The sequence below is a fragment of the Mesorhizobium sp. M1396 genome (genome assembly GCF_040317725.1).
Lineage (GTDB): Bacteria > Pseudomonadota > Alphaproteobacteria > Rhizobiales > Rhizobiaceae > Mesorhizobium.
The window spans coordinates 14031-38087 of record NZ_JAMYLA010000037.1; the positions used below are offsets into that span (position 1 = coordinate 14031).

17 protein-coding genes and 5 pseudogenes are annotated in these 24057 nt (G+C 57.9%); 6 read left to right on the forward strand and 16 right to left on the reverse strand.

Annotated features, from left to right (window positions below; all coding sequences use genetic code 11):
- Window positions 1–84: 84 nt before the first annotated feature.
- A complete protein-coding gene (locus tag NKH02_RS22650) occupies window positions 85–1623 on the reverse strand; it encodes an ISL3 family transposase (RefSeq protein ID WP_352881679.1) in 1539 nt (512 codons plus the stop codon).
- Here NKH02_RS22650 and NKH02_RS22655 point away from each other — a divergent pair.
- Window positions 1556–1699, forward strand: coding sequence for a hypothetical protein (locus tag NKH02_RS22655; protein WP_245266861.1), 144 nt, complete (start codon window positions 1556–1558; stop codon window positions 1697–1699). The two genes, NKH02_RS22650 and NKH02_RS22655, sit on opposite strands and share 68 nt — an antisense overlap.
- Before the next feature lie 104 nt (window positions 1700–1803).
- Here NKH02_RS22655 and NKH02_RS22660 read toward each other — a convergent pair whose 3' ends face one another.
- From NKH02_RS22660 to NKH02_RS22735, 15 genes and pseudogenes are all read right to left on the reverse strand, one after another.
- Window positions 1804–2289, reverse strand: a complete 486-nt coding sequence (locus tag NKH02_RS22660) for an Lrp/AsnC family transcriptional regulator (RefSeq protein ID WP_352881601.1) — start codon at window positions 2287–2289, stop codon at window positions 1804–1806.
- A gap of 443 nt (window positions 2290–2732) precedes the next feature.
- Window positions 2733–3386, reverse strand: a pseudogene (locus NKH02_RS22665) (ABC transporter ATP-binding protein); the annotation flags it as partial.
- A gap of 202 nt (window positions 3387–3588) precedes the next feature.
- Window positions 3589–4758 carry a TniB family NTP-binding protein gene (locus tag NKH02_RS22670; protein ID WP_352881603.1) on the reverse strand — a complete coding sequence of 390 codons (1170 nt, stop codon included), beginning with the start codon at window positions 4756–4758 and terminating at the stop codon, window positions 3589–3591.
- Window positions 4759–4764: 6 nt separating this feature from the next.
- Window positions 4765–5019, reverse strand: coding sequence for a hypothetical protein (locus NKH02_RS22675; RefSeq protein ID WP_352881605.1), 255 nt, complete (start codon window positions 5017–5019; stop codon window positions 4765–4767).
- 5 nt (window positions 5020–5024) lie between these two features.
- Complete coding sequence (locus NKH02_RS22680; protein ID WP_352881606.1) at window positions 5025–6368, reverse strand: TnsB C-terminal domain-containing protein; 1344 nt, start codon at window positions 6366–6368, stop codon at window positions 5025–5027.
- A gap of 573 nt (window positions 6369–6941) precedes the next feature.
- Window positions 6942–7649: an aspartate/glutamate racemase family protein gene (locus NKH02_RS22685; protein ID WP_352881607.1), complete on the reverse strand. Its 708-nt coding sequence runs from the start codon at window positions 7647–7649 to the stop codon at window positions 6942–6944.
- Between the two features lie 16 nt (window positions 7650–7665).
- Window positions 7666–8844: a M24 family metallopeptidase gene (locus tag NKH02_RS22690; RefSeq protein WP_352881609.1), complete on the reverse strand. Its 1179-nt coding sequence runs from the start codon at window positions 8842–8844 to the stop codon at window positions 7666–7668.
- Window positions 8845–8908: 64 nt separating this feature from the next.
- Entirely contained in the window at window positions 8909–10333 is a 1425-nt protein-coding gene (locus NKH02_RS22695) for a M20/M25/M40 family metallo-hydrolase (RefSeq protein ID WP_352881611.1), read from the reverse strand.
- 112 nt (window positions 10334–10445) lie between these two features.
- Window positions 10446–11186, reverse strand: coding sequence for an amino acid ABC transporter ATP-binding protein (locus NKH02_RS22700; protein WP_352881614.1), 741 nt, complete (start codon window positions 11184–11186; stop codon window positions 10446–10448).
- Between the two features lie 119 nt (window positions 11187–11305).
- Window positions 11306–12280, reverse strand: a complete 975-nt coding sequence (locus tag NKH02_RS22705) for an amino acid ABC transporter permease (RefSeq protein ID WP_352881615.1) — start codon at window positions 12278–12280, stop codon at window positions 11306–11308.
- Between the two features lie 63 nt (window positions 12281–12343).
- Window positions 12344–13174 (reverse strand): transporter substrate-binding domain-containing protein, encoded by an 831-nt coding sequence (locus tag NKH02_RS22710; RefSeq protein WP_352881617.1) that lies wholly within the window; start codon window positions 13172–13174, stop codon window positions 12344–12346.
- Between the two features lie 351 nt (window positions 13175–13525).
- A pseudogene (locus NKH02_RS22720) lies at window positions 13526–14864 on the reverse strand (aspartate aminotransferase family protein).
- Between the two features lie 179 nt (window positions 14865–15043).
- Entirely contained in the window at window positions 15044–15859 is an 816-nt protein-coding gene (locus tag NKH02_RS22725) for an enoyl-CoA hydratase-related protein (RefSeq protein ID WP_352881619.1), read from the reverse strand.
- On the reverse strand, window positions 15856–18048 hold the full coding sequence (locus NKH02_RS22730; RefSeq protein WP_352881620.1) for an acetate--CoA ligase family protein: 2193 nt from the start codon (window positions 18046–18048) through the stop codon (window positions 15856–15858). The genes NKH02_RS22725 and NKH02_RS22730 overlap by 4 nt, the downstream gene beginning before the upstream one ends.
- Before the next feature lies 1 nt (window position 18049).
- Window positions 18050–18829 (reverse strand): enoyl-CoA hydratase/isomerase family protein, encoded by a 780-nt coding sequence (locus NKH02_RS22735; RefSeq protein WP_352881622.1) that lies wholly within the window; start codon window positions 18827–18829, stop codon window positions 18050–18052.
- 207 nt (window positions 18830–19036) lie between these two features.
- Here NKH02_RS22735 and NKH02_RS22740 point away from each other — a divergent pair.
- From NKH02_RS22740 to NKH02_RS22765, 5 genes and pseudogenes are all read left to right on the forward strand, one after another.
- Window positions 19037–19863, forward strand: a pseudogene (locus NKH02_RS22740) (beta-keto acid cleavage family enzyme).
- A gap of 142 nt (window positions 19864–20005) precedes the next feature.
- The gene (locus NKH02_RS22745) at window positions 20006–20971 is read left to right on the forward strand and encodes a MurR/RpiR family transcriptional regulator (protein WP_352881624.1); all 966 of its coding nucleotides are present in this window, start codon (window positions 20006–20008) and stop codon (window positions 20969–20971) included.
- A gap of 31 nt (window positions 20972–21002) precedes the next feature.
- Window positions 21003–21664, forward strand: a pseudogene (nadA, locus tag NKH02_RS34565) (quinolinate synthase NadA); the annotation flags it as partial.
- 396 nt (window positions 21665–22060) lie between these two features.
- Window positions 22061–23104, forward strand: a complete 1044-nt coding sequence (locus tag NKH02_RS22755; RefSeq protein ID WP_352881625.1) for a C45 family autoproteolytic acyltransferase/hydrolase — start codon at window positions 22061–22063, stop codon at window positions 23102–23104.
- 375 nt (window positions 23105–23479) lie between these two features.
- A pseudogene (locus NKH02_RS22765) lies at window positions 23480–23954 on the forward strand (IS110 family transposase); the annotation flags it as partial.
- Window positions 23955–24057 lie beyond the last annotated feature (103 nt).

Below are 24057 nucleotides of genomic sequence, written 5' to 3' on the forward strand. Positions count from 1 at the left end.
ATCGGGCACTTACCGGCGTGCCCTTCACCGCCCCAAAACCGGGGTCCCTTTTGGGGTCTGACGCACTCTCGATGAAGTTCGGGATCATACGGCACCGATCAGCCTGGCTTGCAGGAGATCGAGCTTTCCGCGTCCATACATCTGCCGTTTCACAAGCTTGAGCTTGGTGATCTGTCCCTCTGTTTGACCGTTGGACCATGGTTCGGTGATCGCGGCGCGGACGGCGGCATGGTCGCGAATGATGCCCTTGGCGAAAGATGCGATGAGGCTTTTGCCGGCGTCGGCGATCCACGGCTCGAGATCATCGGCAAGCTTCTTGCAGATCATGGAATGGAAACCGGCGATCAGATTGCGTGCTTCCACCAGCAGGGGCACGCCCGCCTCGATGGCGGCGATCATGACCGTGTCGGCTTTGCTCAGATGATCACGGGCCGTCGTCATCAGCCGCGCGATCGTTCTGGCTGACGGCACCTTGTGGAGTTGCTGATCGGATGCCTGCTCGGCACGACGCCGTCGCCTTGCCCATTCGCTGACGACGCCCAGGCGTCCCCGAAAGCCTTTTGTCTTCAGCCGCCGCCAGAGCTCGCTTGCATTGTGGCAGCCCGATATCCATTGCCCATCCAGGAACGGCAACCATGCCTCGAGCGAACTCTGCCGGACGCGGAAAATATCGGTTCGCTGGCCACGGATCACTTGGCGTACGAGTTTGCGACTGTGACCGGTGCGGCGCACGATCTCCTTGATGGGGATGCCTTCGCCGGCAAGTTTCATGATTGCCGCGTTTGTCTCCTCACGCCGTAGATAGCCTTCGTATTGCAGCTTCTCTACGTAGGTGAGCAAGTCGGGATTGATCGTCGTAGCGCCGATCGCAGTTCGGATTGTCCGCATCGACTTGCGAACGGCGTCGAGGAAAGCCGCGCTCGCATTCTCCATGAGATGCCAGCGGTCGGGGACCTGAACCGCATTCGGCAATGCCTTGGCGGTGGCTTCGCCGTAGCCGCCGCCGCGGTCGCGCGAGACGGTTTCGATCTCAGGGTGATCGGCAAGCCAAGCCTCGACGGTGGCAACTTCTCGGTCGGGCAACAACGTCACGATCCGCCGTCGCTCCAGATCGCAGACGATCGTGCCGTAGCGATGGTTACGGCGATAGGCCCAGTCGTCAATGCCGACAATCTTGATAGGGTCTGTTCGTAAACAGGCCCGTCGCCGCACTACCCGCAGCAATGTGTCATTGCTGACCGGAACCATCAGCCGCTTTGCAAAACTAGCCGCCGGCCGGCCGCCGAGCGCCAGTCCAAGATGATGAACGATACACTCCAATCGCGAGGTCAGGCGCGATCGCTCGGTGACAACACTGTCGTCAAAGCGCTCGGCGAAGATTCGTCGTCGGCACAACGTTGCATCGCAGACGAAGCGCCGCGCGACGAGGCGGAGCTCTACCTTCGTCCCGGTACAGGGAAGATCGGACATGCGTCGAACATAGCGGCTGTGGACCCGGCTCGACACTCTGCGGCAAAGAGGGCAAGGCCGCGCCGGCGTCCCTGACCGCGCGGTAATGACGATCACTCCTTCGTTCTCAGCGATGGCCTCGACGACCAATCCCGCCGGGATCAAGGACGACAAACGCAAATTTCTTACCATGGTGCTGATTCCCCTCAGAAAACAGCACCACGCCGCCATGCAAAATCATCAAATGTGAGTCAGACCCCCTTTTGCGCGAAAAAGCAGGGTCCCGATTCCGTGGTCATTGACAGTCTGAGAAGCGCGGGTAGCTATTATCCCGCGCTTCTCAGGGGCTCACTTTCACGGCGATCCCGTTGGCACAAAAAGTCCGCGTTTGTACACCTGCAGTCCCACGCTTGTGGTGAGCCGCCGGACGTTCGGGTTATCCTCCAATAGCCGTTGCGTTAGTTCGTCGTACGCCTCGATGTCAGGCGCTATCACAGTAAGAATGACATCGGCCGCGCCTGTAACGTAGATAGCCTGCTGGATTGCCTCTTCTCGTTCCAGCCATTGTTTGAGCCGCACGAGAAGCTCTTTGCGCTCACGTTCGACTTCGAGTGCCGCCACGAACGTAAGGGGAAAGCCCAGCTTTTTTGCGTCTACGACCGCGACTTGTCTCTCAATGACACCCTCAGTCCTCATCCTCCGTACCCGACGTTGCACAGAAGATGCCGACAGCCCGGTCTCGAACGCGATTTGCTCGACAGGTCTTAGGCAGTCCCGCTGAATTATGTTCAGGATTTGGCGGTCTTCCTTGTCTAGCTTGCTGCTATTTTCTCGAGCCATCGTCTTCCCCTCACTGCTTGCCGAGAACGACGGCGTGTAACATTTATCGGCGACGTAAGCCCGATGATAGTGGGAGATCAGCGTTGTCGCGGCCGCCTATTACTGCTCTTCGTTCAAGCGAAGGATCGAGCATACATTCTCTGCAGCACCCATAAAGCCTTGTCCCAAATCTCTATTGAGACGCTACGATTGGCTCAGCAAAGAATTGCGCTGGGAAGTCAGGCAAAGCGCGGTCGTACCTCCCTTGAGGCATGCCTAGCCGCAACCCTACGACCCAAGGTCACAGTGTTGCGTCGTTGTTGTGGACATGTCGATGGACGACGGCCGCATGTCTGGTATCCACATCGAGACTGCCATGACGCCACGCCGGAAGGCCATGGCAGGACTATCTTGCAACGGGCGGCGTGCTTCGCGACAATCCCTGACGTGATAAAGCGGACATAAGCGACCAACACCGTCCTTTCCGGCGGCCAGCCCAACACCACATCCTGGCCTTCGGCCAACCTCTCGATGCCAGTGTTCTGCACATACCTTCAACGTCTGGCCGGCGCGCTCGACGAAGTACGTGCTTTTATTGCCGGCGAAGATGCGCTTGGAAACCTGGCCCTTCAGCATGTTGGCATTGGCCGCATCCGGGACATCGGCGTCGGTGGCAATCCGAATGCGCTCCGGCCTAACGGCAGAGCTCGCCTTGGCCCCTGCGGCAAGCGTCGGGCCCACGCCGGCAGTTATCGCCGTGCCATCGGGCAGCCTGATGCCATTGCCCGTCGGGTGACGCGAAAGATGTTGGCTTCACCAAGGAAGGTGACAGCGGACTCGCTTTTCCGCCGGTCGTAGATTTCCTCCGGCGGCCTTCCTGCACCAACCGGCCGTCGCGCAAGATGCCTAAGCGGTCGCTCATCGTCAGCGCTTCCTCTTGGTCGGGGGTGACGAAGATGGTGATGATGCCGATCTCGCGCTGGATGCGCTTGAGCGCGATCTGCATGTCGACACGCAGCGGCCTTGTCCAGCGCGTCCAATGGCTTATCGAGCAACAGAACACGCGGCTTGGTGACGATCGCACGGGCGAGAGCCACACGCTGCCGCCGGCCGGATGATGACGATTTAATCGAACTTGTTGGCTACCTTAGAGCGCGCTTCGCCCCTGGTGAGCCTGCGTGGGATGCCATACCAGACGCGCTCGATACCATCCGCTCGGTTCAGCATTGATCCAAGATGTCGCACTGCACTTAAATGTGAGATTGCGCCCACCTCGCCAAACCGCTGCACCTAATCATGAGATTCAATGCCCCCTGAGTCTCAATTCACCTGCAGCGGTTGAGAGTTTCTCGAAACCGAGATGCCGGCGTCGATTACAGCGAACCGCGTATAGTGGGCTCCAAGCGTTTGGCGCTTGAGTTCGGAGGCTAACGCCGGACCTGCCTGATAGACGATTGAGACGCCTGCGAGGAGCGCCATGCGAAGCCCAATAGGCAAGATCGGTCTTGCAATCGTAGGTCTTGGGAGTCCCTGTTCGGCTACAAGTTCATCGAAACTCGGAACGACGGCGCCAAGGACGGTGCAGTGGCCAATCGATGCCTGATGACGGGATGGCTTCGGGCATCGTCTGATGAGGAGTAAACGGACTATGTCGATTGGCGACACCCTACCGACCAATGGTACCGTTAGCGACCGATCGATGAGGCGCTCCCCGTGGACGGCATTTACCCAAAGATCCTCGAACGGCGATGACGTGCTTGTGAGGGCAGATGCCCCCACCCTCGTCTCTTGCAGCCGTTGTCTACAAACGGGACAAGTTATCCGCCAACCCTCGATCCAGCTTCTTTGTACCGCAGTGGCGGCTCCTCGCGATCTGTTTTGCTCACAGCAGTGGATGCAGCATTGAATGGCACGTGGCGCGACGAACCGCGCTGCAGATTTCGGGTACCCGGACGTGGTCATTGCCAAGATTGTCGAAGCTTGGGTTCGAAACAGCCTCGCAATGTGAACGGCGACGGTTGGCCCCACGTTTGTATCGGTTTGCCGCAATGATGTTGCCTCCGGAACGGCATGGCGAAGCATCGTGAACGGTGCGACGCCATAGAAATCGCCATGGCGCGTCGCCTGTGGTGCTCCAAGTGTAGCGAGGATCTCGGCATATAAACGGCGCTCACCTGGCTTGCCGGTCATCTCGATTGCCAGAACCGGCATAGCCTGAACGCCGGTCGTCGGATCAAAATAGGAGGGGTTATTGTCGCAGAATTTTTCCATGATCATCGTCTTGCCCATGCCACTGTCGCCGTAGATGGCGACTGAGGGCATGCGCGTGCCGCGCGGATGGCCGACCAGCAGGTTGAGACGATCGAGTGCCTGCTTGGCGCGCGGATAAAATATCCATCGGCGAGCCTGAATCGCGCGAACTCGGACAATATCGGGCTCGCCGAGGAGCTCTTTGGCCGCCTGCGTCAGATGGATGTTATCCGTGCTCAAAGGGGCTCAATCCAGATCTTCGACGGAGGGAACAGGTTTGCTTGAATCGACGCCCCGAAGCGAGCCCACTTCATCGTCATCCACATTCGTTTTCGCAAGCCGCTGGCGCCCTTGTGTCTTGTGTTTCGCCTGCTCGATCAGTTCTCGCTGTGAGAGCGCAGTGCGAATAAGCACGTGCATCTCAATTTCGCGTTTGCCCTGAGCGTTGAGTTTGCGCCGGGCAGCCTGCGCCTCCCAGAGCGTAATCGGCGCGAGTGTCACATCGGCTAGCGAGCCTCAACAAAGCTGCCTGAGGGACGCTTAACAAAGACGCGCGACAAATCGCGGGGGTCGTATTTCACAATCAGGCGGGCCCTGGTTCGCCCAATGTCCGCGGCCAGAGCAGGCGACCAGTAGCGGATGTTAAAAAGATGGATGCCTGTCGGGCGCAATGTTCGCTCTGCCTCCGGCAGGAAGGAAATCCAGAACTGCATACGATCGTTCGGCAGGCGCAACACCAACTCGCTCTCCTGCTGTCGCCAGACCGCAATCGGTGGCCGACGGAGTGCGCCATGGATAGCATGATGGTATTGCCCAACGATCTCGAGTGCGATGTAGCGCTCAAGCTCTCGAAGCGTCAGTGTCGCATGGCGTTTGGCATCATACTCGCGCCGTTCCTCGATGTTGCTTGAGGTCGATCCTGGCAGCAGGTGAACCGCGCCCATCTGCGTTCCGATCAACCGTTCGATGTGGCCGCCGAAATGGGGCGTTCCCGGCGGACGCCAATCAATCTTTATGCCGTTGTCCCGGCAAGCACGTTCGAATGCATGACTTCGAAAGTCCGCGCCGTTGTCAACATGTATCGTTCCCGGCAAACCGGCCACGGGCCACGCTTCATGGATACCCCTCTCCTGCAACCATTGGGTTTTGTCGAATACCGAGTGTAGTATGCCCAGGCTTGTCGATAATCGCGACGGCGCCTCCATGGTCAGGTAGAGGCCCGTCACCATCCGAGAAAAGATGTCCAACGCCAGTGTCAGCCAGGGCCGTCCAAGCGGCAGACGCGTTTCTTCGTTGACAACGAATACGTCAACTTTGGTATGATCGATTTGCACAAGTTCAAGCGGCCGCGCCGCCGATAGGGCACCTGGCGTGGCTGTTGTAGCTTTGACGACCTCGATCTCGCCGCGCTTACGCCCCCTCACCTGTAGATCGATCCCTTCAACCCGCGATTTGATAGTGCGCCAGTTTGGCGGAGCAAGGCCGGCTGCTGCGCAGGCTATTTGGACCCGCCGAACCAACTGCGCGAAAGAAGGGCGTGTCGGCTTGAGATAAAAGCTTTCAATCGTTCGTCGCACGAGGGCTTCTCGATCTTTGTCGAGGGCGCGATGTCCCTGGCGCCGACCGCGCTTGCGGTCCATCAGTGAACTTACAGTGCCACCTGCTCGAAACAGCTTGATCATCCTGTAGAGAGTGGCCCGGCTGAGGTCCAGTTCCCAAGCCAGATCCGCTACAGCCTGACCGCTCAGACCTTTTGGATACCGCTCCACGAGTTTGCGGATTGCGTCTTCGCGGCGGCAAGCCTCGTTCCAACGCGCTCGCTCCCCATGATCATTGCTGTCGTCGCCCATGCTGCCTGCGAACAATTCAAACTAACGTTAGACCGTCAGAATCTCACATTAACTGCAGCGAGCCAAGCGCGAATCTCAAATTAAACGCAAATTCTCAATTTAAGTACAAGGCTAAGGGCTTGCGATCATTAGGCGAGCAGTCTCACCTTTAAATACAGCGCGACAATGGGACCAGAGCACGAAACACAGGACTCTCACTCAAACCGGAGGAGATCAGGGTCTCAGGTCAAAAACTGTCCGGGAATTAGCGGAATCACTGTCCCGCAATTACTGAAATCGCTGTCCGCGAATTAGCGGAATGGATGCCGCGAATTTCTGAAACACGCAAACCGCGAGCGTCGCATCGTCCGTCTCCTTGATCGACGGACTCTATCCAAACCTGGAGGAAGTTCAGGGTTCTCAGGTCACATATGACCCTCGCGGGCGACGGATGGGTAGAGTTCGCAATCTCCGCGGAACCGATCGCATCACCTGTGGCGCACTAATAGCAGCCGGGTACCAAAGCCACGTTGAGTTGCCTCGATATCACTCATTGCGAACTATCCGCCCAACAGAACTTTATACAACTCCGCGTCAGGCAACTGCGCCAATCGTCAACTTGCATAGGTCCGTAATGTCGTAGATTGGAAGCTTTGTGCTACGGCGTAGAGCACCAGTGACGACCGGAAACCCAGTGCACTCAAAGAGTAGCGCTCCGATCTCAGGATGCTCAGCGCGGAGTCGAGTGATGCAAGCCGCTACCTCCCGCTCGATCTGATCGAGACTGACTCGGACTAACGGGCGCGCAACCGCGTTACGCACGTACTCACCGCCTTCGATCCCGCCTACAACGACTCTTGCTCGATGTGCAGGATTGTCGATACCGAACAGGTCTTCACTGCAGTGCTTTGAGTCAGCCGTTATGACGGCAAGCTTTTGGGCAGGCGCCAGTTGTTGCAACAATGCCGGAATAAAGAGGAGGCTTGACATCGCCACGGGCACGTTCACTGCCGCGGACACTGCCGCCTGATGCCTGATCAAAAAACCACAGTCCCCCACAATCAAGCCAGCGCCGCGTTCGACCAATCGCCGGGCTGCTCGAACACAAGCTTCCTCTAGCGAGGGATCCCCGGCGATCACTACCTCCGCAAATGCACCTTCAACGATCTCAGTAAGAATTGGTCGGCCGAAGGTGGCCGGGTTCAGGAGGGAGTGGTCCCTAGGAGCGTGTAAGCAACCACTAAGTGCCTGCCCTTCGTCAAGCTCGAGAATTCCAATAGCGGTAAGTGTTTGCAATGTCATGACTTAATTGTCCAACCTATTTGGCGAATAGCTTGCGCGGCGTCATCGTCAAAGGCTCATGGCCTTGTTCGGTCACAGCAAAGCTCTGCGTAATTGTAACGCCGGCATCGTCGAGCCACAGGCCGGTCATCAGGTGAAATACCATACCTGGTTGAAGAACCGTTCTGTCGTCCTTTCGGATACTGGCTGTACGCTCTCCGCCCGATGGAGGAAATCCGATGCCCGTAGGATACCCGATTCTGCCTTCCCTTTCGATTCCATGGCGAGCGAGGGCTTCATGAAATGCGATGAACACCTCTGAACAGGTTCGCCCGGGTCGAACACTTTCAAGGCAGACGTTCAGGCCCTCTACGGCGATTTTTGACAGGTCTATAAATGCGGCTGAGGGCGTGCCAACAACAATCGTGCGGGCGAGGAAGACCGTGTAGCGGTGTCGGCATCCTGACAGCTCAAGATTAATCACGGTCGAATTCTGCACCGGCTGATCTGTCCAAACGGCATGCGGAGCAACAGAGCGCTCACCTATGCACAGAACTGGAGGGTAGCAAGGATAGTCACCTCCGAACTCAGGTGTGCCAGATATTTGTTGCTGATAGACAGCGGCAGCGATATCGCACTCGCGCACACCCACCTCAACCATATCATTCACACGCCGCATTGTCGCATCGGCGATCTGGCCAGCTTGACGCATGATCGCCAGTTCGGCCGGACTCTTGACGAGCCTGATCCACCCAACGAGCAGATCGGCATCCACAAACTCGGCGAGCGGGAGCGCCCGGACAAGATCTGCGTGTGCGCGAGCGGAGTAGTAGTATCCGCCCATCTCTACGCCGACGCGGGCCTTTTCGCCGCCAATTTCCTTAACAATGTCGGCCATAATGTCGTACGCCGAAAGCACGGGAGAATGCACATGCGACTCGGGATACGCTCTAATGTTGTCATCGGCAAGGTAGGTGGTCATTATCGCGGAGATTCGGTCCATCAATCGACCCACCCAAATAGGTTCCTTGCGGTCGAGCGCCACAATCACCATTTGCGGAGTATAGTATGAATCTGAATTGTAGCCCGTGAGATAATTCTGGTTCGGCGGTTCTGATAAAAGTAGGACATCGATCCCCCGTTTTGCCATTTCCTGTTTGACAGCCGCCAGACGAGCCTGGAACTCAGCAACCGTGAAATGCAGTTCTTTCATCATGTCGATCTTCCGTTAAATGTTATTGGTAAAGCGGCGCAATTGATTGAGGCTAACACCAACTGCACTAAGGGCGCTCTTTGTTGTCCGTTGTGGCTATCAATCGAAACCCATCGACGCTGAGCTCACCGACTTGCTCTAGCAACCTTGGCCATGCAGAAAGGCCTTCCGCCAACGAGGCCAACCGGAAGAATTCGTTGGGCGCATGGATATCCTCGTCCGGAAGGGCAAAGCCGAACATCAGCGTTTGAACCCCGAGCAACTCTTGAAAGATCACGGTGATGGGGATGGTCGCGCCTAGTCGCACGAGTACCGGCTCTTGTCCGGTCGCCTCAAACAAGACTCTCTTAGCGGCAAGCACGAGGGGGTGCCCAGTGGGCAGGTCGAAGGCGCGGCACCCAGTTCCCGGGTCATCGATCGAGAGTTCAACATCCGGGGGGCAAACAGCACGCAGATGAGCCTTAAGCGCGTTTAAAACTTCATCGGGGTTTTGTCCCGGCACGGTTCTCAACGACAGTTTGGCGTGGGCTGTACTTGGGATCACTGTTTTGTAGCCGACCCCGGTGTGACCTCCCCACATCCCGTTTACGTCCAAGGCCGGTCGAAGCGTTAGCTGTTCACGCATCGAAAGGCCCTGTTCCCCGTGGGCGCGCGCGCCAACACCCTTGACGAAAGCGGCCTCGTCGAAGAGAAATCTGGCCGTCTCCGCTCGGGCGTTCACAGAAACAGGCGGGAGGGCCGCCAGCAATCCCGGGATCGCGATCGCGCCATCCTCGTCATGTAACGAAGCGATTACCCTCGCCATCTCATGTGCGGCGTTCCGGATCGCGCCGCCGTACCGACCAGAATGAACGTCCTTATCGGCCGTTCGAAGCGAGATCTCAAACTCTACAATTCCGCGCGCGCCGACATTAATCGTCGGGATTTCGGAATGCGCTCGCGAGCCATCAGCGGATATCATTCCATCAGCCTGCAGCAAGTCGCCGTACCGTTCCACAATCGCCCGCAAACTTGGACTATTGGTTTCCTCTTCTCCCTCCAAAAATACTTTGATGTTCACGGGGCAGACGCCCCGGATTTTCAGAAAGGCAGCGATGGTTTCGAGCGCGATGACAGTCGAGCCCTTTACGTCCGATGCGCCGCGCGCGTAGAGCCGTCCCTCGCGGACGGTTGGTTCGAAAGGTGGAGTTACCCAAGCGTCTAGCGGGTCGGGGGGCTGAACATCATAATGTCCATAGATAAGCAAGGTAGGTTTTCCCAGCGCACCGTTCCAAGCTCCGTAAACGGCTGGGTGACCACCGCCATCGAGAAGCTGGACATCGCTGAGGCCAATGCGCTCGAGCCAGTTCACAAGAAACGTTTGCGCGTCGCGCATCCCTCCTATGAACGCCGGGTCCGTGCTTACACTTGGTATCCGTAAGAAGTCGCAAAGGTTATCCACAATCTCGCCCTGCCGGCCGAGCAGGTCATGAACGACTGCATCTATATGCATTGTAGTCTCCACGTACTGTCACGCAGCAAACGCAATTTGCCACAACGATACTCATTTCTAATGTCAATCTTAAGCGCAGCCAATAACCAATACTCAGGTGAACCACAAACTATCAGTGTTTCAAGATCTGGCTGAGGAACAGTTTGGTTCTTGGGTGCTGAGGGTTGGTGAAGAAGTCGTTTGGGGCGCCCACTTCGACGATTAGGCCGGCGTCCATGAAGATGACGCGGTCGGCAACGGATCGTGCGAAGCCCATCTCGTGGGTGACGCAAACCATTGTCATGCCGTCGCGCGCGAGACTGGTCATGGTTTCGAGCACTTCCGACACCATTTCCGGATCGAGCGAAGAGGTGGGTTCATCGAAGAGCATGACGGCAGGCTCCATGCAGAGGGAACGGGCAATTGCGACGCGCTGCTGCTGTCCTCCGGAGAGCTGACCCGGATATTTGTTCGCCTGCTCCGGTATGCGCACGCGCTCGAGGAATTTGAGCGCGAGCCTCTTTGCCTCGGTCTCTGGCACGCCCTTGATCCACATCGGAGCGGCCATGCAGTTCATCAGCACGGTCATGTGCGGGAAGAGATTGAAATGCTGGAACACCATGCCGACATTCTTGCGAACTGCAGCCAGGTCGCGCATCTTGCCGTGCAACCTGATCCCGTTAACGGTGATCTCGCCCTCCTGGTGTGCCTCAAGCCGGTTGAAGCAGCGGATCAGCGTCGACTTTCCCGATCCGGAGGGGCCGCAGATAACGACGCGTTCACCCTTTCGGACAGTGAGGCTGACGTCCGTCAATGCCCTGAAGCCGCCATACCACTTTGAGACGTTCCTGGCTTCGATGACTCTGTCGTTCAATTTGGCCTGCCTCCGGCTCGATGATTTTCTATCAGGACTTGACCCTGGAAGCAGCCCATCGAGGGGCGCTTTTAGAGAGCTTTGCCTGCCGCGCTCTACTTGGTGTATGCTGTCGACGGTCATCGTACCTTGCTCCTGGCAAAATAACGCTCAATCTTGGATTGGATCAACTCGAGGCAGACGGACAGTATCCAATAGATAATTGCCGCCGCTACCAGCATCTCCATGTGATGGAAGGTTGCTTGGCCAAGTGTGCGAGCAAGGAATGTCAATTCCCACACGCCGAGAACCGAGACCAGCGAGCTATCCTTCAGCATCCCGATGAAAGTGTTTCCCATAGGCGGGATGATCACAGGAAGCGCCTGGGGCATGATGATCTTGCGCATCGTAAGCCCAAAGCCAAACCCTAACGATCGCGATGCTTCCCATTGGCCGCGGTCGATGCTTTGGATTCCGGCGCGGAAGATTTCCGTCATGTATGCGCCAACGCACAGCGAAAGCGCTAAAATGCCTGATGGCACGGCATTCATTATAATGCCCAACTGCGGTAGCCCGAGATAGATTAGGTAAATCTGCATCAGAAGAGGCAGACCGCGAAAAAACGAGGTGTAAAAGGTGGCGATCCCGTAGGCAAAACCATTGCTTGACAGTTTCGCTATGGCAGCAATTATTCCGATGGTCGACGCAAAGACGAGCGAAATGGCTGAAATATAGAGAGTGGTCACAACTCCTTGCGTGATAAGGAATGGAAGATTCTGCAAAATAAAAGGCAGACTCAAGTTAAAAACAGCGAAGAAGGCGAGAAACAGAAGCAGCAGCTCTGCCCATACGATGGCGATTTGCACTTTCAGATGAGCAAAGCCGATCAGTGCAATGTTCAGACAGAAAATCATCGCGATCACAAACGCGATCGCGAAACGGCCGTAAAGGCCGCTCTCCAGCGGATCGCCGATGACTGGCCGCATAAGCTCGCCCATGGTCGTGCCAGTGAGGTTGACCATAAAACAAATCGAAAGCACGACTACAAAGACCGAGGCGATGAACAACGGCTTGTGGACGAGCACCTCTGATTCAACTGTATCCGCATAGAGCATCGACAACCCTTTCGAAAAGAAAGCGGTCCGGGCAAGGCCCGGACCGCTCCAGCTTCGCGACCTTTACTTGGCGGAGCGATCCACCCCGAACCACTTAATCGACAGCTTGGAGAGCGAGCCATCGTCCTTCATGCCCTGGACAATGGCGGCAATCTTGTCGCTAAATTCCTTGTCGCCCGGTGCAATTGCAATAGCTGCCGGCGTGTCAAATGCGACGCCGATCTCCTTAAGTGGGTAACCAGCCTTGATCGCATCCTGCACAAGCGAACCGTCACCAAGGACTGCATCAAGACGAACACCATCGCCGAGCCGAAGATCATCGAACGCCACATTGCTGCTCGCATAGGTCTTCACCTCCCCCGCCTTGAATTGGTATTCAACTGGCCTAGCGCCGATCCAATCCGCAGCCAGTTTGTGATTGGCATATTGCTCCGCCGCTGTGCCTGAACCAACGCCGACCACCTTGCCTTCCAGTTCGGAAAGCTTGGTTACTTTGCTATCCTTGTGAACGGCGCCCAGCACCTCATCGTTAATGTAAACGGCCGGGAAATCAAATTTTTCAGCTCGGGCTTTGGTCGGGGTCATCCACGTGGTCATGTCCCAGCGGCCCTCCCACTTGCCTGCCGCAACCACGTCCCAGCTGGGCGTCACGAATTTTGCTTGCACCCCCAAGCCCTTCGCAATGCTCTTCACCACCTCGATGTCGTATCCATCGAGTTCGTGCTTGTCATTCAAGAACGCCATCTTCCCCCAGTCAGTCCCGACCGCCGCGGTCAGTGTCTTGGTTTGGAGTACTTTATCGAGTACGGCCCCAGCATTGGCCGTAGCCGGAAGAGCCACGGAGGCAACTGCGAGCGAGGCGGTCGCCGCTATAGTCGTTATCAGCTTGTTCATTTGACGTTCCCCTATGTTGTTGGGCCTGGTCTGGCGCGGGCCCATTCCCGCACCCGAAAAGTGGATATGAAGACCAGTCTGATTCACAGCAAAGTGTACCTCATCGTGACCTGATATGCAACATATGTTTTCCATATGACGTATGTGGCGCAAATGGATCATACCGATATGTCTTGACGGGATGGAAGGTGCTACGGGGGGCAAGGCATTATGCGGCGAAAAGATCCGCTTCAAATACGAGGTAATAACTCTCCTATCCGTCGAACCGAGCGAGACGACGGGCTGAACTACGAGTTGCGTCATCTTCAACGTCTGTCGCAGTGCTTGTGGCCTTCGCTTGGTTGGCGCAGGCTATCTCGATCCATCAACGCTGTAGTCAAGTGCGGCATCCAGGGCATCGCCGAGACGTTCCACAATCGTATGGATCTGGCCTGCATTCGCGATGAATGGGGGCGCCAGAAGGATATGGTCATGTTGTTCAGATGGGGGAATTGCTCAACCGTCAGCTTCGAGAGCGCTTCCACAATCATCAACATGTCGGCGATATCCGCGGGCGCGGCTTTTTCCGTGGCATAGAAATCGTTGCTGATCGTGGGCACAAATCCGCCGTTAGACCCTTCGCGTAAGGTTCACGCAGCCGTGAAACGAGAGGCCATGGCCCGTGGACTGATGGTGTATCCGATGGGCGGTACGATTGATGGCGTGCAAGGTGATTGTCGAGAAGCTGATGCTCTCGGATCACGTCCTGCACGGCAAGAGCGGCCGCCGCAGCCGTCGGCTGCCCCATGTAGGTGTGGCCATGCTGGAAAAAGCCTGATCCGGCAGCGAAGGCGCATAGATACGGTGTCCGAACAGCACGGCACCGATCGACTGATAGCCTCCACCCAGCCCCTTAGCAATTGCGACAATATCCGGCACTATGCCTTCCTGTTCAAAGGCATGAAGAGACCCAGTCCGACCCATGCCGCACATGACCTCGTCCAGGATCAACAGAACGCCGTAGCGGTCACAAATCTCCCGGATTTTTTTAAAATAGCCCTCTACCGGCGGGACTGCCCCGGCCGTCGCGCCGACGACCGTTTCCGCGACAAACGCAATCACTTCAAGTCCGAGCTCGAGAAGTTTTGCCTCGAGTTCGTTGGCGACGCGCTCTCCGTACTGATACTCGCTTTCAGCGGCCAAGCGACCACGATAGGCATAGCTCGGCGTAATGTGGTGGGTTTCGATAAGCAGCTGTTTGAACTGGCTCGGCGCCGTTCATTGCCACCGGTCGCCAGCGCTCCCAGTGTATTGCCATGGCAGCTTTGGCGGCGGGCGATGATGTGCCGGCGCCGACCTTCTCCCCTCTCTACGAAGTACTGGCGCGCCATTTTCAGTGCCGCCTCCACAGCCTCTGATCTCCCGCTGACGAGATAGACCAAGTCGATGCATCCGGCGAATCGGCGACGAGGCGATCCGCCAGCCGTTCGGCGATTTCCGAGGTGAAGAACCCCGTATGAGCGTAGGCGAGCTTGTCGAGTTGGGCGTGCAACACCGCCAGCACCTCCGGATGACCATGACGCAGGCATGACACCGCGTCACCACCGGACGCGTCGATATATGTGCCATCGGCGTCGAACAACTCGATTCCACGCCCGCCGATAGCCACCGGCAGGGAGGCGTCAGTCGAGCGGTGCAAAATTCTGCTCATAATAGTCTCGTGTCTGAGTGTATGGCCGGAAGCCAGACGGCCCTGCAAAAACCAAGGCCTAGCCCAACGCTGTTGGTGTCAGTAGCAAAATCGAGGCAGGTTGCAACGTATGGTTCACTCTCGATTTACATGCTCCAAGCGGATCGTAGATTGCCGATGAAGCCATTTGACAAGGGAAGTCACCGCCCTTGAAATTGAGCGGGGCGCTTCTCAAGGAAGGCTTCCACCGCTTCAACATGGTCCTGTGTGTTGTGGCAAATGCCCTGAAATACCGCGCAGAGATCGAGGAAATCGGGGAGGTCCAATCGCCGCGCTGCCTTCAGCAGCCGTTTTGCGAGTCGAAGTGCCTGGGGAGGTTTTCCTGCAATGTTTGCAGCAAGCTGCAGCGCTCGCGACTGCAATTCGGACGCTGCCGCGATCTCAATCACGATTCCTAGTCGTAGAGCCTCCTCAGCGCGCACCAGACGCCCGGTGAAGATCAGCTCCGCCGCCCTTTGGGGGCCGAGCAGATCCTGCAGGAACCAGGCACCGCCATCTCCCGGTACGATGCCAAGATTGATGAACGTGGAGCCGAATTCCGCGTGCTCTGCTGCAATACGGATGTCGCACATGGTCGCCAGATCGAAACCAGCACCGATTGCCGCGCCGTTGACCGCAGAAATGACGGGTACCTCCAGCCGATGCATGGCAAGCGCAATTCGTTGGATGCCACTGCGATAGCGTTCCTGCACCTCAAACACATCGCCGGCGAAGCTTCCTCTACGGTCCCGCATGTCCTTGACGTTGCCGCCGGCGGAAAACGCCTTGCCAGCCCCCGTTATGACCAGAACCGAGACGGCCGCACCGCCATTGATCCAGTCAACCGTCCGCACGATGTCGTCTATCAGACCCGTCCCGGTCAGTTCGTTGCGGACGTCGTCGCGGTCAAGCACGAGCATGGCGACGCGGTCGCTAACCTCGAGTTTCGAGTCGATGAGCTTCGGCAGATCGGTCATGCCTCGATGCCTTCCTTCAGTAACGACCGCGCTCCGGAGGACTCGGTGAGAAGGATGCGGACATCGAGGACGGCCAGACCCTCGGGATAGGCAAGGACGGGATTGAGGTCGAGCTCGTCGATATCAGGGAACGCGTCAACGAAATCCGAAATACTCACCATCAAGTCTGCAAGCGCGTCTCGATCAACCGGCGCTCCCCCGCGAACGCCATCGAGAATCGCTTGCGTCTTGATTTCGTCCAGCATCGTAAAGGCATCGTTTCGTGAGATCGGAAGTGCACGGAACACCACATCCCTAAGAACTTCGACAAGGACTCCGCCCAGTCCGAACATCACGATGGGACCGTATGTGGCATCTCGCACGACGCCGACGATGACCTCGACGCCCCCCTTGGCTGCCATCGGAGTGACGAGGACGCCTGCAATGTTTGGATTGGTTACCGCAGCCTTGGCATTGGCGACGATCTCAAGAAAGCCACTGCGCACCGATGCGACGTCGAGGACGTTGAGATGGACGCCGCCCGCCTCCGTCTTGTGCAGGATGTCGCGACATACGATTTTCATAGCGACGGGCTTTGTGCCGAGACGGCGAAAAGCCTCTTCGGCCTCTTTTTCATCCCCAGTCAGCAAAGCCGGAGCGAGATCCAGACCGAAGTCGCGCAAGCTGGCTCGCCCTTCGTGCTCCAAAACTACCCGCCTGCCCTCGGCTCTGCATCGTGCTAGAACCTGCTCAAAGATTCTCCCGTGCTGAGCTGGCTTTGGCGGCGACAATGCGAAGGTGCGGTCCACCTCACCGCGCTCTGACAAAGCCTGCATACATCGCACAGCCGTTTCCAGGGAGCTGTGCACTGGGATACCAGCGCGGCGCATCTCCAGGAGCGCTAACGGCCGCTGATCTGCATGCAGCGCACTGTAGAGGCTGTGAACGACCACCGGCTTGCCGAACCGACGTGGCATTGCGCCGATGACGTTCGTGGCATCGATTTCTGCGGCGAGCAGGTCTTGTGAGAAACGGACCGCGTAGCCGCCGTAGAGACCGGATATCAGAAGTCCATCCACCATCGGATCCTGCAACAGAATCTCCGCGCAAGCGGCGAACACCGACGGATCCGTGTCCGTGGCCCCAGCCACGTCAACTGGATTGATGACCGACGCGGCCGAAGGGAGCATCATCGCAAGCCGCCGTCGCGTTTCTTCACTCAAGGGAGCTAGCAACAGTCCTCGTTCCGATAAGGCGTCGGCGGCAATTGTTGCGTGACCTCCGCCATCCGCCAGAATGGCGAGGCGGCGCGAACGCAGAGGCGGCAACAGCGACAGCGCTTCCGCGATCGGCAGGATCTCGTCGGACCGGTGTGCAAGGATTGCGCCGGCTTGCCTCAGAACCCCCTCACTGACCGCATATTCGCCAGCCAAAGCGCCGGTATGAGACTTCGCGGAACTGCGCCCAGCACTTGTCCGACCCGATTTGTAAATGACGACTGGTTTCTCTAGCGAGATTCGCCTCAAGGCGTTCAAAAAGCGACGACCATCTTTTAGTCCTTCAACGTAGGCGATCACCACGTCGGTGTCGGGATCGGCCGCAAAGTAGTCGAGGTACTCGTCAAACCGGATATCGGCCTCGTTACCTACCCCCACATAGGTGCTCAAACCCACATGCCCGTTGGCTTGAGCTTCCGTGACGAGCGACAGAGCCATATTGCCGGATTGGGACAAAAGGCCAACACTACCTTTCCGCAAGTCCGAAAAGCCGACGAGATTGCAGATTTTATGAGTATTGAACATACCCGAGGTGTTCGGCCCGATGATTCTAACACCGCCAGCCCGCGCAGCGGCTAGCATTGCATCCTGGAGCCGCCTACCATCGCCTCCGGCCTCCGCAAAGCCACCCGCAAGAACCACGGCGCCACGCACTCCTTTTGCGGCGCATTCGGCGATGACTGAAGCAACCGTCGCGGCGGGAGTACAGACCAGCGCAAGGTCGACGGGCCCCGGCAAGCTGCCCAAATCGGGCAGACACCTAATGCCGCAGACTTCACTCTCGTTTGGATTAATTGGGTAGATCGCTCCGGCATAGCCGTCATCCAGGAGTTTTCTTAGCGACCGATACCCCCTCTTTGCTCGGTTATTTGATGCGCCGATGATCGCAATGGAGTCGGGGGACAGAATATTGAGGAGTTCATTCGACGCCATGTTATTCCCCCCGAAAGGTCGGCGAACGCTTCTCGGCGAAGGCGTCGACGCCCTCCTGCCAATCGCGCGTCGTCGAACAAAACATCATGCCCTCAAGCTCAGCAGTAAGAGCAGAGTCGAACGTCCCGTGAGCAGCTGACGCCAACTGCTCTTTGGCAAGCTGCATCGAGAATGGCGCCTTCTTTGACAGTTCGCTCGCCAAAGTGCGAATGCCTTCAACGAACTCCTCGTCGGGGATACAGCGTGAGGCCAGCCCAATCTGGACCGCTTCCGCTCCGTCGATCTGCCGGCCGAAGAAGATCAGCTCACGCGCTTTTGCGAGGCCGACAAGTCGTGGGAGGATATTCGTAACCCCACCCCCGAGGAACGCGCCAAGGCCAATTTCGGGAAATCCGATCCGCGCCGATGCGGCCATGACCATAAAATCACAAGCGAGAGCCATCTCGGCGCCGGCGCCGAGGGCATAGCCGTTCACGGCGGCAATAACCGGCTTCGGATGTGAGACAAGACGTCTACACACCCTTTGTTCGCTCATCAGATATTGTCGCCTATCAAAGGACGTGCGACCAGCCTTGTGCTCCTTCAAGTCGGCGCCCACACAAAACGCCCGGCCTTCTCCGGTCAGGACAATGACGCGTACGTTTTTATCTCTTTCAGCCTGATCGAGAGCTGCCAAGACTTCGTCGTATAGTTTCTGAACCACTGCGTTCAGGCGGTGCGGACGATTCAGACGAATTTCGGCGACATTATCCTGGATTTCATAGGCAACCGTTTCAAACATCATTTCCTTCCTGTTATCCGCTGGACGGGGTGGTCGTGGTTGCGGGCACGATAACAGAGGCAATTTGATTTGCAACATATGTTTCAACATTGCAAAAGTGAGTTGCATGGATCATATTGGATTACAGAGGGTCGAGACGCCGGCGGGGAGGTGAGTCTTTAGCGCCAACTCGGGCGAGGAGACACAATTGGCTCGGAGGGGTGAAGAATGATCGAAATTGAATGGCCGACCGCAATTTGCGTTGCGCCCAATGGCGGCCGGCTAACCAAGGTTGACCATCCTTCGCTGCCGCTTGGATCGGCCGATCTGGCGCGGGACGGCCCGAGAGTGCCTCGATGCGGGAGCATGCCTTATTCATGTCCATGTGCGCGATCAGGATGGCCGTCATGTCCTCGATGCGTCTGCATTTCGAGATGTCATTGATGCGATCGGCCGGGCCGCTGGCGATAAAATGATCGTTCAGGTTACTAGCGAATCGCTTGGTCGCTACGCATCGCAGGAACAGATTGCGGTGATAAAGGAAACTCGGCCGGAGGCCGTTTCGCTGGCGCTGCGCGAACTAGTGCCAACGGAAGCTCATGAGACCGAGTTCGCGTCGTTCTTGTCTTGGCTCCAGGCCGAATCGATTGTGCCGCAGATAATCCTCTATGATGCAGACGAGACATTGCGCCTGGAGGAGTATCACCGCCGTGGTCTTGTTCCATGGAGCCAGTTCCGGTTCTTTTTGTGCTCGGACGTTACACCCTGGGCCAGAAATCGCATCCTGCGGACCTGTTGCCGTTCATCGACGCGAGCAAGCCCCGTTTTGCTCATTGGAGCGTTTGCGCCTTTGGCGAGCGCGAAGCCGCCTGCGTGACCGCGGCTGCCCTTCTCGGGGGCATGTTCGCGTCGGCTTTGAGAACAATCGCCAGCTCGCTGACGGGGCAATGGCCAAGTCCAACGCCGAGTTGGTCGCAGCTGTATCGAGAAGTCTGCTAGGACTTGGCCTCCGTAGAGCCAACGCAGCCGAACTGCGTCACGCCTGGCAACTGTAATTTTCCTCTTCTAGGGAAAGGCCGATCGAACGACAGCGCCTTCGACGCGTTCCTTACGCTCATCGAAAAGCGATTGCGGGGCATGGGCGGGCAAGATGCAACATATGTTGCGCATACAATAACGCTGCGCTAGGTAGGAGCCATGGCTGACGGACCTCTTTCGGAACGATTGATCGACGGCTTCGACACAATGTCGGAGCAGTTCCAATTGGCGGCGCGCTATATTATCGACCAACCGCACGACGTCGCGCTGTTGTCAATGCGCGACCAGGCGCGTGTGGCCGGGGTTCAGCCGGCTACCATGACGCGACTGGCCAAGCATCTTGGCCTCGCAGGTTACGACGAGCTTCGCGAAATCTATGCTGAGGCCGTTCGCGGCGGCGACGTCGGATTCGCCGGAAAGGCCGACGTACAAGCGATCGCGCAAAGGCGTAAAGGCGATCATGGCCTTGCGCGCGAAATTCTCCGGGCTCAAGCGGCTGAGATTGTCCATCTGGCCGAGTCTCAGCTTGATGCAATAGTATCAACGGCAAGACGCCTTGCATCCGCCAAGTGCGTATTCTGCATTGGATTGAGATCGAGCCACGCAACTGCTTGGCATCTGCATTATATTCTTTCGATGATTCGGGAAAAGTCGGTCATGCTTGATGCGGTCGGCGGCACCGGTTCTGACGCATTGGCCCATGCCTCCCGCAACGACGTGCTCTTCGCGACAAGCGTATTCCCGTACACTCGCGCCACGGTTGAGATTGCCGAATATGCACATCAACATCGCATTCCTATCGTCGCCATCACCGACAGCGAGGTTGCCCCGCTCGCTCGAGTGGCCGATGATGTCGTTCTTGTCCAGACGAAGAGTCCTTCGTTTTTCCACTCGATGACACCGGCGTTTGCAGTCGCTGAAGTGTTAGGCGCCTTAATCGCCGGACAGGGTGCGGAGGCCGCGCGTGAGTCTCTGCTCCGCTTCGATGCTCATCTTGCCGATTTCAGTACACACTTGAAATCGAGAACTTGGGACCGAAAAATCCGCCCGTCTCCTTCTGCCTCTTCAACGACAAAGAAAATGGATGGCAAGGGGCGCAAAGCGGTTCTGCCGAATCAGGACTGATGTCCATTTTTCAGAGCGTCTAACTAAGGTGATGCGGATGGCCCTGCCAGTCGAGTGGCCTGCCCTTCGCCAACGTCATAGAGTCCATCCTCGATCTCAAGCGGCAGCGAAATGCAGTTGTCTGGTGACAACTATCAGACGCCGGAAATCTGCCACTGCGGGGCCGACATCGTCGGCGACAGTCTGGCGCTTGCGCGCAGGGCGAAAGAACCAATGCCGATGTGAGCGTGCTCGCCGGGATGCATTTCATCGCCGACGCCGAAGCTGCTCAACCCGGAAACGACGGTGCTTACCCCGGATCTCGAGGCCGGCTGCTCGCTGGCCAAATCGATCACAGCACAGGATATCCGCCTGATGCGACGGAGGTGCCGATCGTAACATAGGTCAATACCGCGGCGGCCGTGAAGGCCGTTCCGCATCTGCTGCACTTCCAGGATCGCCACGGCCCTTGTTGAGCCGTTCGGCGTGCCGCGCGTCATCAAGCTGCCGGACGAATATCTGGCGAAGACCGCCACTGCGAAGACCAACATCGAGATCATCGCGTGGAAAGGCTATGGCGAAGAGCACGAACGCTTCAGCGGTGCAGATATCTGTGAACTGGCGGCGTGACACATATCCCGGGCGTCGTCGTCATTGCCCACCCCGAAGGCCCGCAGAGATGTCACCAAATTCTGCGGCTCGACCGCAGCCATGCATAGGCCTGGTTCTCCCATCCGCATCTTCCAACTTAGGCTTTCAAACCCCCGATACCCTAAGTTAGGAAATGAAACGATTGACTCATTTCGTTGGTCGATGTATCAAGTGAGGCATTAAGGTCAATGGAGGATAGGGGCCCGAATAGAGGGAGGGGATCGGCTCGCCCTCCTTCAAGGCGCGGGCGTTCTGTTTTTGGTTCTGTGCGCCTTGTGTCCTTTCGTAGCCCCGCAGGGACACGGAGGAGCCACAACATGAAAATCGATTTCTCCCGCAGCAGTCTGAAGGGTGCCTCTTGCGGCGCGCCCGCTCGGCCCTTGTCTCCCTGGGCGCGAGCGCCCCCTCGGGCTGGGTAATCTAATAGTGAACAGCGACCACGGAGAGCAGAGGCCTCATATGTCCCGAAATCCCATCTCTCGCGTCCGCGCCAAGGGCGACGCCTTCTTGATCGGCTTCGCGCTCGGTCAGGCCAGCGCCTCTAGCTTTCGCGAGCGCGCCATGCGCACCGAGCAGTTCCGAGCCCTAGACGCCCGCTGGCGGGGATCGGACTATCTGAATACACTAGAATCCGCCGCCCGCGCGGCCTATCCGCGCTTTGTGCGCGAGATCGAGGGAATCGCTGCGGGACTTGGGCAGGATTTCGAAACGGTCTTCCTGTGGAACTGCCGGGGCGACTTTCCCGAAGACCCGGGGATGAAAGCCGCTGCCGCCACAGGCTGTACCTCGCTCCTGATTCCGGCGGTAGGTGACGGCCCGGCGGTAATCGCCCATAACGAGGACGACGCGGCGGAGCTTCTCGGCGCCTGTCTCTGGGTCGAGGTCGAGGCCGACGAGGGCCGGGTCTGGAGCAGCTTCATGGATCCCGGCATGCTGCCGGGGCACACATTTGGCCTGAACGAGGCAGGGCTCGTCCAGACTATCAACAACATCACACCCAATGATCTTCAGCCTGGCGTGCCGCGGCAGATCATCTGCCGCGCAATCCTCGACGCGGGAGGGCTGGACGAAGCAGTCGAAATCTTGAAGCGCACGGACCGCGCCAGCGGCTTCCACCACAATCTCGGTGAGGCGAAGTCGCGCCGGCTCGCCTCTGTCGAGGCGCCGGCCTCAAGCTGCGCCGTTCGGGAGGCCGCCTCGCCCCGAGCCCACGCTAACCACCTTCTGTGCCGGGAATTCGATGGTCTGGGGCAGACCATCAGCCGCTCTTCGCGCGACCGGCAGGAGGCGGCGGACCGGATGATCGCGGAAGGCGCGCTTGCGGGGGGCGCGGAGGCGGTGCTCTTCGATGAGACCACCCCAATCTACAAGAACCGTCAAGACCAAGACTCCTGGACCCTCGCCACGAGCGTCTTCGCGCTTTTCCCTGACCGCGTCGAATGGCGCGTGCACGCCGCGCCGGACGCGCGCGACACGCTAAGCGGAAGGATGCGCGTCGTCTAATGCGGCGCGCCCGATCGTCGAGCCCGTAACATCTTCGTTTTGGAGTCTAAATCCTCGCCACGAAGAACCCGTCTACGTTTCGACCGATTCAAGCTTGCGGAAGGAGGGTGGCGCTTCGGCGTGTTTCTGACACATTTGCTTGTTGGGTTGCTCTTCTCCATTGGGAGACACGGCGGGTTCTCCTGGGATGTTGGGGGGCAGATCTTCATCCAACTGCTCTTTCCCTTCGCACTCGGCCAACTCTTTGAACCCGGATCGGCAACTGTATACGCTCAAAGAAGAAACTGCTGACGCCTGCTGATTGTAAGACCGTATGTCCGCCTCTGCTGGTGAGGTGGCTCGCCCTATACTGCGCACATCACAGAAGGACGAGCCGTGCCATATTATCGGGAAGCATTTGTCGGAATAGATGTCGCGAAGCTTAGGAACACGCCATCGCGATTGCGGATGCTGGCCGGGAGGGAGAGGTTTGTTTCTTCGGCGAGGTCGACGCATCGGATACGAGCACGCGCCGAGTTGTCCAGCGGATCGCCACCAAGTTCGACCAGGTGTATTTCTGTTACGAGGCCGGCCCGACCGGCCGGCTGATCCGTTCGCTCCGCCATGAATGCATGGTGGTCGCCCCGTCGCTGATCCCCAGGAAGCCTGGAGATCGGGTGAAGACGAACCGCTTGGACGCCCTTGCGCTGGCTCGACTGCTGCGCGCCAGCGAACTGACGGCAGTGTGGATCCCAGATGAAGGTCGCGAAGCCATGCGGGATCTCGTCCGCGCCCGGGCGGCCGCAGTCGAGACGCTTCGGGTCCACCGGCATGTGAGCGCTTCATGCTCAAGCACGGACAACCGCGTCCATCTCCCGCAACATCGTGTTGAATATGTCGACGTCGAGTTCCACCAGCTTGTTGGAGGCGAACCAGTGGTGCGGTCGAGGTACAGAATATAACGCAGACTGCCG